The following is a 16116-nucleotide window of genomic DNA, read 5'->3' on the forward strand; positions in this document are numbered from 1 at the left end:
CGTGACCAGGACCTCCGAGGAATTCGATGGCCGCCGCGAACCACAGCATCGCCGAGGAGTCATGCCACTGCCCCTGCGACAACGGGACCGCGATCATCGGAATTGCGGTCGCCGCCGCCAGAAGCAGCACGAAGCGCCTGAAACGCGGATCGTTGCCGAACAAAGTGCCTGCTCTTCCAAAACCCGCCACTCGCCTCATGGACGCGACGGCGAGCCGGAGAACGCGAGTTTATGGGGAAGCCGTGGGGTTTTGTCCAGTCTGCAATGTTGGCATTCCGCGGCGACTCGACCACACTGGCGGGTGATGCATCGCGGGCCTGCTTCACGATCGCGCTGGTCAGGTCCTCTCCCTGTCATCCTGATCGCACTGGCGACGCTCTCGTTTTTCGCCTGCAGCAAGGGCCCCCCAGCGCCGGCCAGACAGGTGCAAGCCGCGGGTATGGCGGAGGCGAAGCGCCCCCGCATCGTGCTCATCGGCATCGACGCGGGGACCTGGGACCTTCTCGATCCGTGGATGGCGCAGGGCCTGCTGCCCAATCTTGCGCGACTTCGCGACGGCGGTGTCTACGGCAACCTGCAATCCACCGAGGTCAGCAGCTCGCCGGTCCTGTGGACGTCGATCGCGACCGGAAAGGTGCCGGACAAAACCGGCGTCACCTGGTTCGTGCGTTTTCCGAACGGCCTCGGCAATCCGGTGCCGGTCGACCGCAGTTCGCTCAAGACCAGCCCGCTGTGGAGGATCCTCAGCCGCCGCCGCATCGACGTTGCCGTACTCGGCTGGTACGTGACGTTTCCGGCCGAAGAAGTCGACGGTCGGCTGCTGACGGATCTCGCCGAGTTCGGACAGATGCCGGGCTCGGCCTACCCGGAAACGTTTCTGTGGGACCTCGCGCCGATTCCCCAGGGGCAGGCCGTGGCAGCAATGCCGAGGTTCATGGACTACCCGTACGATCCCGAAAAGGCCGTGCGCAAACCGGGCGAGCCGCCGAGCCTGGACTTCCTCGTCTTCGACCGTTTCGTGCGCGCGTGGACCCGCGACAAGTTCTACCTCGATGCTGCCGAGCGCACGCTTTCCGAGGGCCCGCTGCCCGAAGCGCTGTTTCTCTATCTGCGCGGCACCGACGACGTGCAGCACGGGTTCTGGAAGTTCATGGATCCGGGCGCTTTCGCGCCGCACAGTGACGCGGATGGAAAGTCGGTCGAAGGCACGACCATCGTTCCACCCGACCAAGTCGCGGCCTTCGGCAAAGTGATTCCGCGCTACTGGCAGTGGATCGACGAAGGCGTCGGCAAAGTGCTCTCGCACTATCCCGCCTCGGATCCGCCGCTGGTGATCATCTGCTCCGATCATGGCGCCGGCCCGGCGGTCGCCGAGAACAAGGTGGATGTTCCGGAATACATGCACCTGTCGGGATCGCACCGGCCCGTCGGGATTTTCATCGCGAACGGGCCGGGAATCCGTCACGGCGGCAGTCGGGGCATCGAGCTCCACGGCGCGAGCGTTTACGACATCGCGCCGACCATCCTGCACGCCCTCACTCTGCCGATCGGCAAGGACATGGACGGCCACGTGCTGAGTTCGATCTTCGAAGACTCCGTCGCACAGCGCCCCGACGAGACGATCGACACGTGGGACACGCCCGGAAGCGGCCCGCCGGCATCACCCGAGGTTCCCGCCGCCATCGACGACAAGATCCGAGAGCACCTGAAATCCCTCGGCTACATCGGCCAATAACAGCTTTGTAATGGGGTCAGGCACCACAGGAATGGGGTCAGGCACCAGAGGAATAGTGACAGGCACCAGCGTTGACCCGCTACACCCCGGAACCGCATCACGCTGTCTTGATCGTGATCTCCTCGCCGTTACCGACCGGAATCGTCACCGAGAATAGCCCGGTGTGCGACTTGACGCGCGAGAGGTAGTCGCCGAGCTCCTCGGCGTGCGACGTCGCGTTATCGGCTACGAGCAAACCGCCCGTCTTCAGCTTCGGAAGCACCAGCTCGAGATAGCGAAGGTAACTCGCGCGATCCGCGTCGAGAAAAACCAGGTCGAAAAGACCGTCCAGGGCCGCGATCGTTTCGGCCGCCGGACCCTGGACGATCTCGACGAAGCTGCTGAGACCTGCGGATTCGAGATTGTCGCGTGCCTGAACGACCTTGTCCGCATTCGCTTCCAGCGTCGTCACGCGCCCGCCCACGCCACGTGCCGCATCGGCCAGCCAGATCGTCGAGTACGCGTTGGACGTTCCCACCTCGAGGATCCGCCTGGCGCCGGTGGACACGACGAGAATCCACAGCAGGCGGCCGGTTTCGGGCGTAATGTTGAGCATCCTCCGAGGACGCGCCGTCTCGCGAGCATCGTTGCCCTGGCCGAATCGGGAAAGCTCATCGAGCAGTTTCAGAAGAGCATTGTCCATCGACCGTCTCTCCTTCGCAGCCGGCGCGGCCGTCGCAGCTGCGCAGCTCCCTTCACGGAACCACGCCGCCAGAAACCGCGAAATTGTCGCCGAACAACTGGCCGGGGCCGACCGAGACGTCCTGCGAGTACCCGTACACGCTGATCGACATCGTCTCGCCGGCAGTGAGTCCCCAATCGACGTTTCCGGTGCCGGACCCGTGAATCCCGAACGATCCGAGCTCGGTCCACGTGGATCCGTCGTCGCCACTGGCGTCGTAATAGAAGCGCAGTATTTTCGTCGTCGCGTCGAACGTAATGCGCGCGGATCCGGCGCTGAGGCCGCCAATCGCAAGGGTATCGGCGTTCGCGGCAGAATTCCCGTGCCGGTACAGATCGCCGTGGAATCCGCGGCCTGCGCTGTTCGCGTAGAGCTCGATGAATGCCTCGTCCGCGTAAGTGACGTGGTAGACCGCGATCCCGAAACTTGCGTACTGCGCCGCCAAGGCCGGCGCGACCAGATTGCCCGCATCGATGCGAGCTTCCCAGTCCGAATCATACGGCATCACTTGCTCTACCCATCGCCGCAGTGCGATGTCGTAACCAGTCGGTGGACTGCAGGCGTACTGGAGCACCTTGTCCGTCTCGGTGAGGGTTCCGTGGCCCTGGATGTCGTCGCCGCTGCCCCACTTTGACGGATCCTCGCTGGAGTCGTCGAAGTCGTCGCCGACCACACAGGGACACGCAAGCGATCCCGCCTGACCGACCGAGACGCGCAGGCAAAGGAGCGCATCGCGCGCCTTGGCCGGAAGCGACCCGGAGGGAGCACAGATGCACGCGGGCGAGCACGACAGCGCACCGACCGCGGCCTTCAGGATGTACAGGCAGTCGCTCGCGACCGGCTTGGTGCCGTTGCTGCTCGGCTGGGAACATTGCCCTTTGCCGGCGGCGGCCACCGCCGGCAAAAGCGCCGTCGCCAACAGCGCGCCTGCCAGGAGCAGGAACCGATGCTTCACGCGGCGGCCTCCCGGGAAACGGCGAGCATCCCCGCTGCCCGAGTCACGATGTCGTCGTCCCCCTGCGACATGGGGCGTTTCATAGCGGGAATCGCCGTGCGCGCGAAGCGGCCCCCCGCGCATCGACCTCGCGCTCCGGGTCCATGCGCCTCGCCGGCGGAATAGAAACTCCCCGACCTCCCGCATCGTGCTTCGACCACCCGGTACGGGGACGCTGGTCTCGAATTATTGGCCAGGCCGCTGCGTCGCCTGAAATTGAGGCAGGGCCGCCATCCCACCGTTTGCCGCACCGATGCGGCAGCGCACGAGAGTGACACGGCCGCTCCGCGCTCGAGGAGTGATTCATGGAAAGCAGAGCCAAAATCCTCGGTCATCCGGTCCACCCGATGCTTGTCGCCTTCCCCGTCGGGTTGCTGGCAATTCATCTTTGACATCGCGTACTTGATCACCCGCGCCGCGGCAATCGAGACTACGGCGTACTGGATCATCGCTGCCGGCATCGTCGGCGGTCTCCTTGCCGCACCGTTCGGTCTCATCGACTGGATCGCGATTCCGAAGAACACGAGGGCCAAAGGCATCGGGCTCATGCACGGTCTCGGCAACGTGGTCGTCCTGGTATTTTTCGCCGTCAGCGCGTGGCAGCGCCACCTGATGGCCACGGCGATGGTTCCCTACGAAGCAAACAAGATTGCGTTGGTATGTTCCTTCGCAGGCATCGCGCTCGCCGTGGTAACCGTATGGCTCGGAGGCGAGCTGGTCGACCGCCTTGGCGTCGGCGTCTACGACGATGCCAACCTGGACGCGCCGAGCTCACTCAGCCGCCGGACGGTGACGCGCAGCCACTGAAGGGTCGTTGCGCCGCCTGGCCGTTGCTTCAGCCGGAGCAGCGGTCAGGCGCCGCTGCGTACCGCGCGCGCGAATGCGCTGCCGGTCTTGGTAAACGCACTCCAGTATCCGTTCGCGGTGTTGACGAGGTAGCCGGCACCCGTGTTGGCAGCGAACGTCGTCGAGCCCCAGTACTGGTTCACCGCATCGCACGCGCAGCTCGGGTCATCGAGGGCAGAACAGGTGTTGCCACAGTTCGCCCCGTGGAAAGCGACATCGAGCGGCGGTCCGGAAAATTCGAAGTCGAGGATGCTGTCGAATTCCTTGCGATTGGGCAGCCGCCAGTCGCGGTGCCCGGCAAAACCGCAGGCGCCGCCGGGGCCGGAACAGTCGGCATTCGATGTACACGCCTTGGTCGCGTCGTGGTCGCAGCGGTTGTTGAGCTGGTTCAGGAAGATGCCGACAATGCTCCCGTCGAACGCGTCACCGCTGGCGGACCACGTGTAGCGGTTGCCGACGTCGTGGGGATCGGCGCAGAGGCCGTCCTCCCCGTTGCACACGGTGATCCCGACGCCCCCCCGTCGCTTTTTTTCCCACATCAATCCTGTGGTCTCGTCGGAAATCGTGCCGTCGGCGTTGTCGGTGAATGCCAGAGCCGTTCCGGCGCGAACATCGCCGTCATCGCCCGTCCCGTAGCTCGTCGTCTGCCCCGTGGCGGGGAAATGCCCGGCGGCGTTGCAGGCCGCAAGCTCGTCCTGGCACGACGACAACGACGTGTCGCAGGTGGACAGGGCGGCGTTGCAGGTCGCCAGGTCGCCTGAGCAGCTGCCCTCGTCGCATACGCAGGTCAGGGTCAGCGCCTGGCCGACCGCTTTTCTCAGTACCCGCAGCGCGTCGCCCGAGGTGACCGTACCGGAATGATCGACATCGCCGCAGGGGCCGCTGAAAGAGCAAGTCTGGGCCTGCGCGGGCTCGTGGCACAGCACGAGCAAGGCGAATGCCGGAACGAGAAGGAATCCATGGTTTGTTCGCATCGCGTATTCACGAGTCCTGCGGGATGCGATTGCGCATCGCTTCCGGTGGCGGCGTCGCCCGATGGCTGTTCTGACGCACGGGCACGGTTGACACCAGAGAAAGTGAAGCAGCGGCATTGCGCCAAGCGGAGTATTCTTCTCCATCCGGAATTCCGCCGCCCGACGATCAGCGTTGGAACCCGCCTGCGGTGACGAGATGCGTCGCAGATGACCATCGTTTGACAGTCGAGGGCTGATTCCCCTTTTCTTGCTCGCCGGGTTTCGCAGCGTGTTGTCAGTGAACCGCTGGATCCGGCCTATTGCAGCCTACCGGGAGAAGAACACCATGGCCGAGACGCTCGGGTACACGCCGCCGAAAGTATGGTCCTGGAACAAGGAGAGCGGCGGCCGGTTTGCGGAAATCAACCGGCCGATCGCCGGAGCGACGCATGACAAAGAGTTGAACATCGGCCGCCACCCTTTTCAGCTTTACTCTCTGGCCACGCCGAACGGCGTCAAGGTCACGGTCATGTTCGAGGAGTTGCTGGCCCTTGGCCACACAGCGGCCGAGTACGATGCGTGGATCGTCCCGATCAACGTGGGCGAGCAGTTCGGGTCGGGTTTCGTAGCCATCAATCCGAACTCGAAAATCCCGGCCCTGCTCGATCGCTCCGATCCTGCCAGGCCGATTCGCATCTTCGAATCCGGCGCCGTCCTGCTCTACCTCGCCGAGAAGTTCGGCGAGTTCCTGCCGGGCGATCCGTCGAAGCGCGCCGAGTGCATGTCGTGGCTGTTCTGGCAAGTCGGTGCGGCACCGTACCTGGGTGGCGGATTCGGACACTTCTATGCCTACGCGCCGCTCAAGATCGAGTATGCGATCGACCGTTTCGCGATGGAGGTGAAGCGGCAGCTCGACGTGCTCGATCGCCGGCTCGCAGAAAGCGAGTACGTCGCCGGCGCCGACTACACGATTGCCGACATGGCGATCTGGCCCTGGTACGGCGCCCTGGTGAAAGGCCTGCTCTACGAGGGCGGCGAGTTCCTCGGCGTGCACGAGTACACGCACGTCATGCGCTGGACCGACCTCATCGCCGCGCGACCGGCGGTGCGACGCGGCCGCATGGTCAACCGCGCATGGGGCAGCCCGTCGAGCCAGTTGCCCGAACGCCACGAAGCGAGCGATTTCGACAAGGTGCCGCGGGAGGAGGGAGCACCTTCGGCGTAGCCGGTATGTTTACGAAGCCGTCCCGGACCAATGCTCGTTGAGAGCCAGCCTGCGTCCCCGCCGTAACACCTGGTTCAAATCGCCGTCGTCGACGCTTCTTTCGCGCTCGGCGCGATCTCGTGGCCATACTTCGGCAAGCACCGACTTGCGCGAGACCACCACGTCCGGCGGCTCTCTGCTGGCAGATTTCCCTTGACAGCTGCACTGCAGAGTAGAAGATGAAAAATTCAGAAACAGCACCAAATTGCGACCATGACTGACACAGGGCGGCGATTGCTTCGGCCACCGCGGCCCCTGAAATCCGGCCGCGTTAAAGCGAGCTGCAGTTATAGACTCTGGGGGTCCGCCATGCTCGACGTGACAAAGGCATTTTTCATCGGCGCGTTCATCCTGCTCGTCGCTTCGAACGCGTCGGCCGCGCCGACCCGGGATCATCTTCAGTGCTTCAAGATCAAGGATAACGCGGCAAAGGCCGCCTACAGTGCGGATCTGACTACTGCCAACCCCGTCATCCCTGCGCTCGAGTCGGGTTGTACCATCAGCGTCCCCGCGAAGCTCTACTGCATCGACGTGAGTAAGGGCAACGTGTCGCCGCCGCCACCGGGCGCCGCCGAGGGCGGAGCCGCGCAGACCTACCTCTGCTACAAGGCCAAGTGCAACAAGCTGGCGGCCACGACGGATGCCACCGACCAGTTCGGGCCACATTCTCTCGAGATCAAATCCACGAGCCTCGTCTGCGCTCCAGTCGGCACTGGGGCCGCCTGCGGTGCCGGCGACACCAACTGCAACAATGTCTGCGTGAATCTTGAGACGGACGAGGACAACTGCGGAGCCTGCGGAACCGTTTGCGACGACACTCAGATCTGCGCGATCGGAGTCTGCACGTGTCCCATGGGCGAAGTCGGGTGCAGCGGGACCTGCACCAATACGGCTACTGATTCCCTCAATTGCGGAGCCTGCGGAACCGTCTGCGGTGGAACGACTCCCGCTTGCTGCAACAGCGCATGCGCGGACCTGAGCTCCGATCCGTTCAACTGCGGGACCTGCGGGGACATCTGTCCGGGTGGCGCACCAACCTGCACGGGCGGTGTTTGCGGGCCCTGAGTAACATGCAGGCGTCTGCTCGGTGCGATGCGCGAGAGGCTTGCGCTGTTCGGCGCTTGCCATGTAAGGGCCACATCGTGTTGAGCGAGAGAAGTTCCCTCGACGTTGCGAGTTGGAACCAGCTCGTCGGCTGGCTGCGGGAGCTTGTACTCGAGCGGCGCGCCGCTGCTGCGCGAAGCGGCGGCCAGCAGCGAGACGGCTGGCGGATCATCGATGACCTTCTGGGCGCTCCCCCCGCATTGGTTGCGGCCGCAAAGGCCGATTCGGACTCTAGAGTCATCCGCATCGGCCTGAAAGCAGGGCGATTCACTCCTTGGCCGGGACGCTGGCGTGACGACGGCAGGGCCCCAGGATAAATGTACTCGCCCTCGATGGAGTTCCCCGATGCGTAAGCGTTTCCCCGTGCAGCGGCCTGGCGTTCGCTATCTGACCGAAGGCGGGCAGGAAACCGAGATCATGTACCGCTTTGGTCATGAGCTTCCCGATGGACTGAAGTCGGCATCGATTCGCACTCGATGTACGGGATCAAGGTGACGGACTTCGATGTGGTCGATCTCGGGCCGACGATTCCGCTGACGTACGATTGCGTCCGCAACCCGTAGGGTTGCACGCGACTGACCTGCGAGAGAGTGTCCCCGACGTTGCGACTTGGAACCAGTTCGTCGGATGGTTGCGGGAGCTAGATTTGGTGCGGAAGGCACAGGCGGCATGAGGGAAAACTCGCCGGAATGGCCGCAGAGCGGGCCCGATGACCCTATCGAGATGGTGCCACTATGATTTCGAACCGAACACATCCCGGGGTTCCGGCTATCTAATCCGCAGGCAGAGAGCCGACTCTCCTTGCTATCGTGAGCCCGCTCAGCCGCATCAGCTTCGATGCTCAGGTCCGATTTGGCAAACCCTTCATGCGCTCGGTCTCTGGTACTCAACTTCCAAGCTCGCGGGACGTCCCGCCTCCCGGTGATAGCTCAACTCTCGCGATTGATATCGGCGGCCGGGAGTCTGTGGTAGACGGCCGGCAGTTGAGTCGAGTTTGCATTCCCGGGACGGCGGGCTTCGCTCGTTGCCCGCCTCACGCTGCTCTCTGACGTACTGGGAGGAAATGAGATGAATCGTTCGCTAGTGGCCGCTATCGTCGTTTTCACAATGGGATCGGTTCCAGCCTGGGGTGGAACCCTGGGGCCAAAGAGCCCGAGCGCCATGGTGGACGTCCTAACCCAGGCTTCCTGCACGACCATCCTGAGCGGAAGCGTCAAGTTCCATGTTCGCCTCCTTGAGGACGGTTCGCAGGAGTTCCCTTTTGCGATTCCGGACGGCGATGTATTCGTTGTGACATCCGTGGAACTCCAGTCCGCGGGCGGCACGGCAGGTACGTACCCCTCGACGCGGCTGTATCGGGAAGGTGCTACGACGACGGCCACAGTATTTGCCACTCGCCAGGAACCGGGAGTGCGGTCCGACGGTCGCCTGTTGCACCTCTACGAGTTCCCGGGCGGCATCGTAGTCGGCAACGGAGTCTCACTTTGCGCGGACGTCACGGACAGCAGTCTGCTCGGCTCGCTCTCTGGGATTGCGCACGGCTACTTCACCAAGGACAAGTAGCGAGGGCGTGGGTAGGCGACGCGAGGCATCGCTTCCGCTGCAGAGTGATCGCGCGCGTTCCCAACTCGGAGCGATCCCACGCCGCACCAACCGGCTGCTCCGTGACCGCCGTCGTTCTCCCGGACCAGGAACGTACTGGCGCTATGCGTGCAGGCAGGCCGGGTGCGAGAAAGAAGTGTCCCCGACGACTCGAGTTGGAACGAACTGTTCGCATGGCTGCGTGAGGTGGATTTGCTGCGGAATGTCCTCGCGGCGTGACGCAACTTGCCCATGAATCGCTCCAAGAACTCAGACGGCACGCGCGGTTATGACCCCATCTCTGGATTGGAAGGACTGACAGCCGCATGAGGACGGGGCATAATCGGGGTTGTAAGGTCACGGGATGCCACAGAACGCCACAGGCCGGGAAACGCCGCCGCAACTCTCGCAGCAGAAGACGACGGCCTTGGAGGCGATCGTGATGGGCTCGACGGTGACCGACGCCGCGCGCGCAGCGGGTGTGTCACGTGAGACGGTCCACCGCTGGTTGCGCGACGACTACGAGTTTCAGGCTGAGCGCAATGCCGCCGTCAGGGAACTTCGTACCGCGGCGTCAGCCCGGATGGAGAGGGCCGCTGCCGCGGCCGCGGAGGTGGTCTTGAAGGCCGTCGAGAATGGCAATGTGGCGGTCGCCCTGAAGGTCTTGGAGGGATTCGGGCGGCTGGCGGGCCAAGCCCCGGCCGCGGTCGGACCCTCCTCCGCCCGCGAGCTGTGCGCGCAAGATGAAGCCGCGGTGCGAGCCGCCGAGCGGCAGCGGCGGCGGCAGGAGGCGATGGAGTCGCTTAAAGACCAGATCGGCGGCTTCGGCTTGTGACCCGCGGGCCGCACGTGCGCCCTCTATATGGGGTAGGCTCCTTCTCATCCCTCGGCACTCCTCCCACCCGAGAACCAGTTCCTCCGATCCGGCGCGCGACCAGCCGCGGCATCGAACGTCAAGGCGTACGACGGGACACGCCGGGATCGGGATACTCCGGCGGAAACTGCCAACGATGAACCAAAGCGCCATCCGCGATTGTTCGGCGTTCCACGAAGTGACCACCGAGTGCTTGGCTCACGAGGACAAACTCGCTTCCTCGTAGCTCGATGTAGACGTACTGCCAGTAGAATGAGTGCCCAACGCCGAGCCGACTAGCTGTAACGCGCCAAGCGACGGCACCCGTAACCGGATCGATCTTGGCCACATCCACGCCAGTGTCGGAAGATGACACATGCGTTTCAACGAGGATCGAGCCATCCGGGAGTTGGTAGATGCCTGCGGGCGTGTGCTCATCAGCCGGGATTGGAGGGGCCACGTGCCAAATCTCTTGGCCGTTCCGATTCAGGCGGGCCGTTCTAGATGAAGTTGTGACGTAGTAGTTCCCGACGCGACCCGGAAACGGACCGGGCTTCGATTCGGACTCGGTCACGACGATCACATCGCCGCCGGGAGCAATCTGGCGTGCTCCATGGACAGTCTCTCCATCGAGAACGAATTGAAGTGACCCATCGGTAGAGTACGCCCGCGTCCATCCGTCGCTACCCCCTCCCCTGTTACCGACAAGGAAAAGATCGCCAGCCGCGATGGTAGGCTCCGGGTCCGTTTTTTCGGGACTGGGGAACTTGTCGCGCCACGCGTCGCTACCATCGGTGAGCCGGCGGGCAACTATGGACTCGCGATCGGTTGCGACGACGAGTCCGTGTGCGGCGAGCAGACGGTCATTCGGGCCTTTCGCGCGCCAGACTTCCTCACCGCTGGCGTCACTGATCCCGACGAGTCCTCCGATCTGTGGAACGACTACGATTCCGACTTCCTCGGCCCATACGGGCGGGCGGAGTGAATCAAAAAAGGGATGAGTCCATCGCACCGCGCCCCCCTCTCCGAGAAGAGAGATCGTAGAATCACGAACGGTGCGGCCCGAGACGGCCATGACTCCATCCGTCGTGGCCGTCATCGTTGCCGCATCGACCGCCAGATTGTTGTGTGAGAACCACCCCGTCTTCCCCGGCAACGGATCTGACCGTTCGTAGGGTGATCCGCCGGGAACTCGGCCAACGGTCTGTCCGTCGATTGGATTGACGAACCGATCGCAGACGAGAACCGGCCGGTCAGCTTCGCCAGCCTTCGCCGCGGACGCCGCGACCAGACCGAGCACCGTCGCAGCGATCAAGGTCGATGTGCCGAGCCGCGCTCGGCTGCCCGCGACTGCTTCCATCATCGCAGGGTTCACCCGCCTCCATCCCGATATTGGCGGGAGCAGTATTCGACCGATGGGAGCGTTTTCATGGCCCTACTATCGCCGGCTGGCCGAGTCTCGTCGAAGCCTCGGCGACGCGCTCGGAGCGAGCCTACCGAGAAAGCAGATGTGCGCCGCTAGCCGCGACTCCGCGGATAGCAGCGGTCTGCCCACCGAAAATCGGAGCAGCCGTAGCCCCGCGTGCCGAAATTGTTACGCAAAATCGGAGACTTTCGGCCTGTGCCCCCGATCTGCCACTATGTTTGCACCCGTGCGACGCGCGAGGTGCATTTCGTACCTCGAACGGTATGGTTCATCAGGACGAAATTACTGCCGCAAGCAGACGAATGACGATGAGCGTGCGCGCGTTCGTCGAAGCCTGGGCTCGCGAGATCACGCAACCCAATATCCGGGAACTGATACGAGCCGTGTACCGGGTGGTGCAGAAAGCTCCCTCGACCATCGAGGCGGTTGAAAGCGTCTCTCTGCGCGCACTGACGCCACATCCCATGATGGTGCTTGGTTGGGTGGAGCTGCACCTCCGCGATTCCCCCTCAGAAGACGATCCGGCTCGTCTCAAACGAGCGCAGAAGGTCACGATTGACGTCCCTGCCGTCGTCGCCGAGCTACTTCGCTGCGGCGTAAGAGTGCCTGCGGCGCTTGGCGGATGGCCCGTACCACCCGCACCGCCGTCGTCGCCAGCCTTGGGTGACGCAACTCATTCAGAGGATTACTCCTCCGTGTGGTGGTTCGGCGAGACCTACACCTTCAATCCCGTTCAGGCCCGGGTCGTCGAAGTCCTTTGGGTCGAGTGGGAGAGGTGCCGTGGCGGTCTCGCGAAATCCACGCTCGTCGGCGTCGCGGAAGAGCAGAGCACTTTCGAGCGTGAGGCGACTCGCATCGATCAGGAGATCGCCTTCACCGAAAGCGACCTGCATGACGCCCGGCTCGAAGAACTGGACGTCGAAGGCGTGCTTGCCTTCGCCGAGTACGTCCTCACCGACGCCGCTCGGCTATGGATCGAAGCTCCGCTGGAACAGAAGCAGCGGCTCCAACAGGTCATCTTCCCTCACGGTGTGACCTATTCGCTGAAGCGCGGATTTGGAACGGCCGAAACGTCAGTGATTTTCAGGCTGTTGCAGGCCGTTCCGAGTGGAAAGGCAGGAGAAGTGTCCCCGACGGGATTTGAACCCGTGTTACCGGCGTGAAAGGCCGGTGTCCTGGGCCGGGCTAGACGACGGGGACCCAGAGGCGAGCCGCGATGCGTTCGACGACGGCCCGGAAAAAATGAGCCGTGCTGGACTCGAACCAGCGACCCGCTGCTTAAAAGGCAGCTGCTCTACCACCTGAGCTAACGGCTCGAAAAGACCCGCAACGATAGCAATCCGGACCCCATTTGCAACCCATTGGCGTGGGGATTGCCAGCGGCCGCGTGCGCACACCTTCACCGGCAGCCGAAGCGGACGAACGATATGGCTGCAACCCGCCCGAGAACGCGCCGCAGCCGGTTTTGCGTTACTCGTTGCGGCGATATCGAATCCCCCGACACCGATGGCCTGCTGGATCGCCAAGTCCGAACCCTCCACGTACTCGTGGGAACAACTCGTCCACGACAAGAAGACGCGCTGGGACGGTATCCGCAACGCGCAGGCACGCAACAACCTCGCCGCGATGAAGAAAGGCGATGACGTGCTGATCTACCACAGCGGCGATGACAAGGCCGTGGTCGGCATCGCGACGGTTGCGCGCGCTGCCTACCAGGATCCGACGATCGACGACGAGCGCTGGCTCTGCGTCGATCTCGCGGCGAAAAAGCCCCTGCCGTCGCCCGTCACGCTCGCCACGATCAAGTCGACTCCCGCGCTGAAGCAGATCGGGCTCGTGCGCCAGGGACGCCTTTCCGTCGTGCCGATCACCGACGCCGAGATGCGCACGATCGTTGCGCTCGCAAAGAAGTGATCGCCGGCTCTCGATGAGCGCCCCACCCTCGCGCCTCCGCATCGGCGCCCACGACGCCGAATGGACGCAACTGGAGCTCGACGTGCGCGTGGAGCAGGACGACGAGCTGCACTTGCTTCCCGCCGAGCCTCTCGATCTGTACGCACTGGCGGATCCCGAAAGCAGCATCGATGCCGCGGCCTTGCTGCGCGAACGCGAGCTGCCGGACCCACCGTACTGGGCGCTGGTATGGACCGGTGCGCGTGCGCTCGGCGCCGTCCTTTCCAACCTCGATCTCGCCCCCGGCGCCCGCGTGCTCGATCTCGGTTGCGGCCTCGGCGCCGCCGGTCTCGCGCTCGCCCGCCGCGGCACTCCGGTCGTATTCGGTGATTACCTCGAGGAACCGCTCGGGTTCGTTCGCGCGACGCTCGCGCGACTCGGCGACGCTCGCAGCGAAGTGCGGCGCATCGACTTTACGTCGGCCTCGGATGACGGCTCCCGCTACGATCTCATCGTCTGCGCGGACATCGTCTACGATCCGGCGCACTACGAGCCGCTGGCCTCGTGGCTCGATCTTCATCTCGATCCCGCCGGCGCGATCCTGCTGACCGAAAGCCTTCGGGCCGATGCGGCCGTGTTCTTGCGCGGGATGGCGGCCCGTCGCTTCGCGGCCGACCAGTGCGCACTCTGGGTACTCGAAGACGGACGCCGCGAGCGAACGTGGATGCACGCCCTGAAAAGAATCTCGGCGCTGGCGTAGGGGATTTCGCGCCTTACGAAACGAACGGGCGAAACAGTTCGACCAGGTCGGGGCCCTGGCGGATCGTATGCCCGCCGTCGACCCCGATGCATTGCCCGGTGATCCACGACGACTCGTCGCTGAGGAGAAAAGCGACCATCGCGGCAACGTCCGCGGGTTTGCCGATGCGCGCAAGGGGCATCAGTCGCTTGTACTCGGCCACCGCCTCTTCGTTCGACGTGAGCGTGACGGCAAGCTCGGTGTCCACCAGGCTCGGCATCACGGCATTGACGCGAATATTGTCCTGGCCAAGCTCGTCGGCTGCGCAGCGCGTGAGCATGTTGACGCCGGCCTTGGAGACGCAGTAGGCGGCCATCCACTTGTGCGTCAGCACCGCGGCAATCGAGCTGATGTTGACGATGCTGCCGCCGCCGGTCGCCTTCATCGCGCGCGCCTCGGCGCGTACGCAGCGGAACACACCGGTGAGGTTGGTTTCGACCGTCATCGCGAACACCGGCGTCTGCTGCGTTTCGATTGGGCCCGCCATTCCCATCCCGGCCGAATTGACGGCCACGTGCACTGCGCCGAAGTACGATACCGTCGCTTCGACTGCCGCGTCCACCGACTCGTCGCTCGTCACGTCGCAGTCCACGAACGCCGCCGCCTTGCCGAGCCCTGCCGCGGCCTCTTCGAGGCGGTCGCGGCGCCGCGCCGCGAGCATCACGCGGCCTCCACCCTCGACGATGGCGTGGGCGCACGCCAGGCCGATGCCGGTGGCACCGCCGGTCACGAAGCCGACTTTCCCGTCGAAGCGCGGCACGACGACGCTCAGGCCTGCACGGATTCCTGAGGAGCTTTCGAGTAGAACTGCGCGTACCAGCGCCGGTAGCGTACGTAGGGGCCGTCGTTCTCGGCGATCACGGGGATCGGCCGGTAGAGCTTCGCGTTCCAGATCGGCACGTCCAGCTCGTAGTCGCGGATGTAGTTCGTGAAGAACGCATCGACGATGGCCGGGGCAGTCTTGGTGTGTCCGTAGTAGCGGTGCTGGATCCACAGTTCTTCGGGAGCGATCGGCGTCAGCACGTTGACCGCGATGCCCGTCATCGGCCCGCGAACGCGCGTGCACGTGAACGACGGCCCCGAGTTGAACGAATCGACGTCCGTTGCGTTCGCCGCCGTCGCCGATTGTCCTTCGAGCCCCGGATCGACGTCGATGCGCAGCGTGTACCGGTGTCCTTCGGGTTGCCAGTCGATCGAGCGCGCCTTCCATCCGTGCAGCGTGAAGAAGTGCTGGATGTCGACGCCGTTCTCCATGATTTCCTGGGGATGCGAGGCGATGCGCCAATCCTTCTTGCCCCACAGGTAGTAGCCGGGATCGGCAAGCTCCTCGACGACGTCGGGAGTCCAGTCCGGCTCCTTCCCTTCGGCGTGGTTCCAGACGAAGACGAAGCCGTTGTTCTCCCACACCCGCGTCGCGCCGATGGCGGCCTTCGGTGGAAGTTTTTCCGTGTACGGGATCGACGTGCAGCGGCCGCTTCCGCCGTCGTAGCGCCAGTGGTGGAACGGGCAGCGGATCGTGTCGCCGTGCACCGTGCCTCCGACGCCGAGATGGGCGCCGAGGTGCGCGCAGTACGGATCGACTGCGAAGGCCTTGCCGCTGTCCCCGCGAAACACGACGAAGTCGCGACCGAGAGCCCGCACCGTCTTCACTTCGCCGGCCTTGAGCTCGTCGGAATGGCTGACGGCGAACCAGCCGTTCGGATACGGGGGCAGCGGGATTCTTTGCATCGGTTTCTCCACTGGTAGAACTTGTTCCAGTTCGGCCGATTATGGGCGCGGACCGGCTGGGAGTCTACCGGCGGGCACGGCGGCGGCGGCACGGCGTGACAGTACTTCCCGCCCCGGCGCAAGTGTGCGTCCTGGCGAAGCTTTTTTGTGCCGGCATCGCGGAAATCGCCCGCCTGCGCCGGCATTTCGACGGCCAAGTCGTGTAAGCCGCCGCCCGAA

The 16116-nt window shown here is 64.2% G+C and carries 15 protein-coding genes and 2 tRNA genes; 8 read left to right on the top strand and 9 right to left on the bottom strand.

Annotation, left to right across the window (positions count from 1 at the left end; translation table 11 throughout):
* Positions 1–439: 439 nt before the first annotated feature.
* Positions 440–1735 carry an alkaline phosphatase family protein gene (locus tag VGK20_17905; protein HEY2775921.1) on the top strand — a complete coding sequence of 432 codons (1296 nt, stop codon included), beginning with the start codon at positions 440–442 and terminating at the stop codon, positions 1733–1735.
* 97 nt (positions 1736–1832) lie between these two features.
* On the opposite strand, the gene VGK20_17910 is transcribed toward VGK20_17905, so the two are convergent.
* Both VGK20_17910 and VGK20_17915 read right to left on the bottom strand, forming a co-directional pair.
* Positions 1833–2417, bottom strand: coding sequence for an O-methyltransferase (locus tag VGK20_17910; protein HEY2775922.1), 585 nt, complete (start codon positions 2415–2417; stop codon positions 1833–1835).
* A 52-nt stretch (positions 2418–2469) separates the two neighbouring features.
* Complete coding sequence (locus tag VGK20_17915; protein ID HEY2775923.1) at positions 2470–3411, bottom strand: hypothetical protein; 942 nt, start codon at positions 3409–3411, stop codon at positions 2470–2472.
* Positions 3412–3852: 441 nt separating this feature from the next.
* Between VGK20_17915 and VGK20_17920 the strand changes: the two genes are divergently transcribed.
* Positions 3853–4257: a DUF2231 domain-containing protein gene (locus VGK20_17920; protein HEY2775924.1), complete on the top strand. Its 405-nt coding sequence runs from the start codon at positions 3853–3855 to the stop codon at positions 4255–4257.
* A gap of 44 nt (positions 4258–4301) precedes the next feature.
* Here the strand turns inward: VGK20_17920 and VGK20_17925 are convergent, their stop codons facing one another.
* Positions 4302–5270, bottom strand: coding sequence for a DUF1566 domain-containing protein (locus tag VGK20_17925; protein ID HEY2775925.1), 969 nt, complete (start codon positions 5268–5270; stop codon positions 4302–4304).
* Between the two features lie 325 nt (positions 5271–5595).
* On the opposite strand from VGK20_17925, the gene yghU reads away from it, so the two are divergent.
* The 4 genes from yghU to VGK20_17945 all read left to right on the top strand — a co-directional run bounded on the left by yghU (position 5596) and on the right by VGK20_17945 (position 10033).
* Entirely contained in the window at positions 5596–6474 is an 879-nt protein-coding gene (gene yghU, locus VGK20_17930; GenBank protein ID HEY2775926.1) for a glutathione-dependent disulfide-bond oxidoreductase, read from the top strand.
* A gap of 348 nt (positions 6475–6822) precedes the next feature.
* Entirely contained in the window at positions 6823–7578 is a 756-nt protein-coding gene (locus VGK20_17935) for a hypothetical protein (GenBank protein HEY2775927.1), read from the top strand.
* Positions 7579–9027: 1449 nt separating this feature from the next.
* Positions 9028–9180, top strand: a complete 153-nt coding sequence (locus tag VGK20_17940) for a hypothetical protein (GenBank protein HEY2775928.1) — start codon at positions 9028–9030, stop codon at positions 9178–9180.
* A 382-nt stretch (positions 9181–9562) separates the two neighbouring features.
* A complete protein-coding gene (locus VGK20_17945) occupies positions 9563–10033 on the top strand; it encodes a hypothetical protein (GenBank protein ID HEY2775929.1) in 471 nt (156 codons plus the stop codon).
* 118 nt (positions 10034–10151) lie between these two features.
* Here VGK20_17945 and VGK20_17950 read toward each other — a convergent pair whose 3' ends face one another.
* The 4 genes from VGK20_17950 to VGK20_17965 all read right to left on the bottom strand — a co-directional run bounded on the left by VGK20_17950 (position 10152) and on the right by VGK20_17965 (position 12793).
* Complete coding sequence (locus VGK20_17950) at positions 10152–11414, bottom strand: PQQ-binding-like beta-propeller repeat protein (protein HEY2775930.1); 1263 nt, start codon at positions 11412–11414, stop codon at positions 10152–10154.
* Between the two features lie 740 nt (positions 11415–12154).
* Positions 12155–12370 (bottom strand): hypothetical protein, encoded by a 216-nt coding sequence (locus tag VGK20_17955; GenBank protein ID HEY2775931.1) that lies wholly within the window; start codon positions 12368–12370, stop codon positions 12155–12157.
* Positions 12371–12602: 232 nt separating this feature from the next.
* Positions 12603–12677, bottom strand: a tRNA-Glu gene (locus tag VGK20_17960).
* Between the two features lie 43 nt (positions 12678–12720).
* A tRNA-Lys gene (locus tag VGK20_17965) sits at positions 12721–12793 on the bottom strand.
* 190 nt (positions 12794–12983) lie between these two features.
* Between VGK20_17965 and VGK20_17970 the strand changes: the two genes are divergently transcribed.
* Positions 12984–13391, top strand: a complete 408-nt coding sequence (locus VGK20_17970; GenBank protein HEY2775932.1) for an EVE domain-containing protein — start codon at positions 12984–12986, stop codon at positions 13389–13391.
* Between the two features lie 13 nt (positions 13392–13404).
* The gene (locus tag VGK20_17975; protein ID HEY2775933.1) at positions 13405–14130 is read left to right on the top strand and encodes a methyltransferase domain-containing protein; all 726 of its coding nucleotides are present in this window, start codon (positions 13405–13407) and stop codon (positions 14128–14130) included.
* Positions 14131–14143: 13 nt separating this feature from the next.
* Here the strand turns inward: VGK20_17975 and VGK20_17980 are convergent, their stop codons facing one another.
* Positions 14144–14929: an SDR family oxidoreductase gene (locus tag VGK20_17980; protein ID HEY2775934.1), complete on the bottom strand. Its 786-nt coding sequence runs from the start codon at positions 14927–14929 to the stop codon at positions 14144–14146.
* Between the two features lie 8 nt (positions 14930–14937).
* Entirely contained in the window at positions 14938–15897 is a 960-nt protein-coding gene (locus VGK20_17985; protein ID HEY2775935.1) for a Rieske 2Fe-2S domain-containing protein, read from the bottom strand.
* Positions 15898–16116: the final 219 nt, after the last annotated feature.

This window comes from Candidatus Binatia bacterium (genome assembly GCA_036493895.1).
GTDB lineage: Bacteria > Desulfobacterota > Binatia > UBA1149 > CAITLU01 > DATNBU01.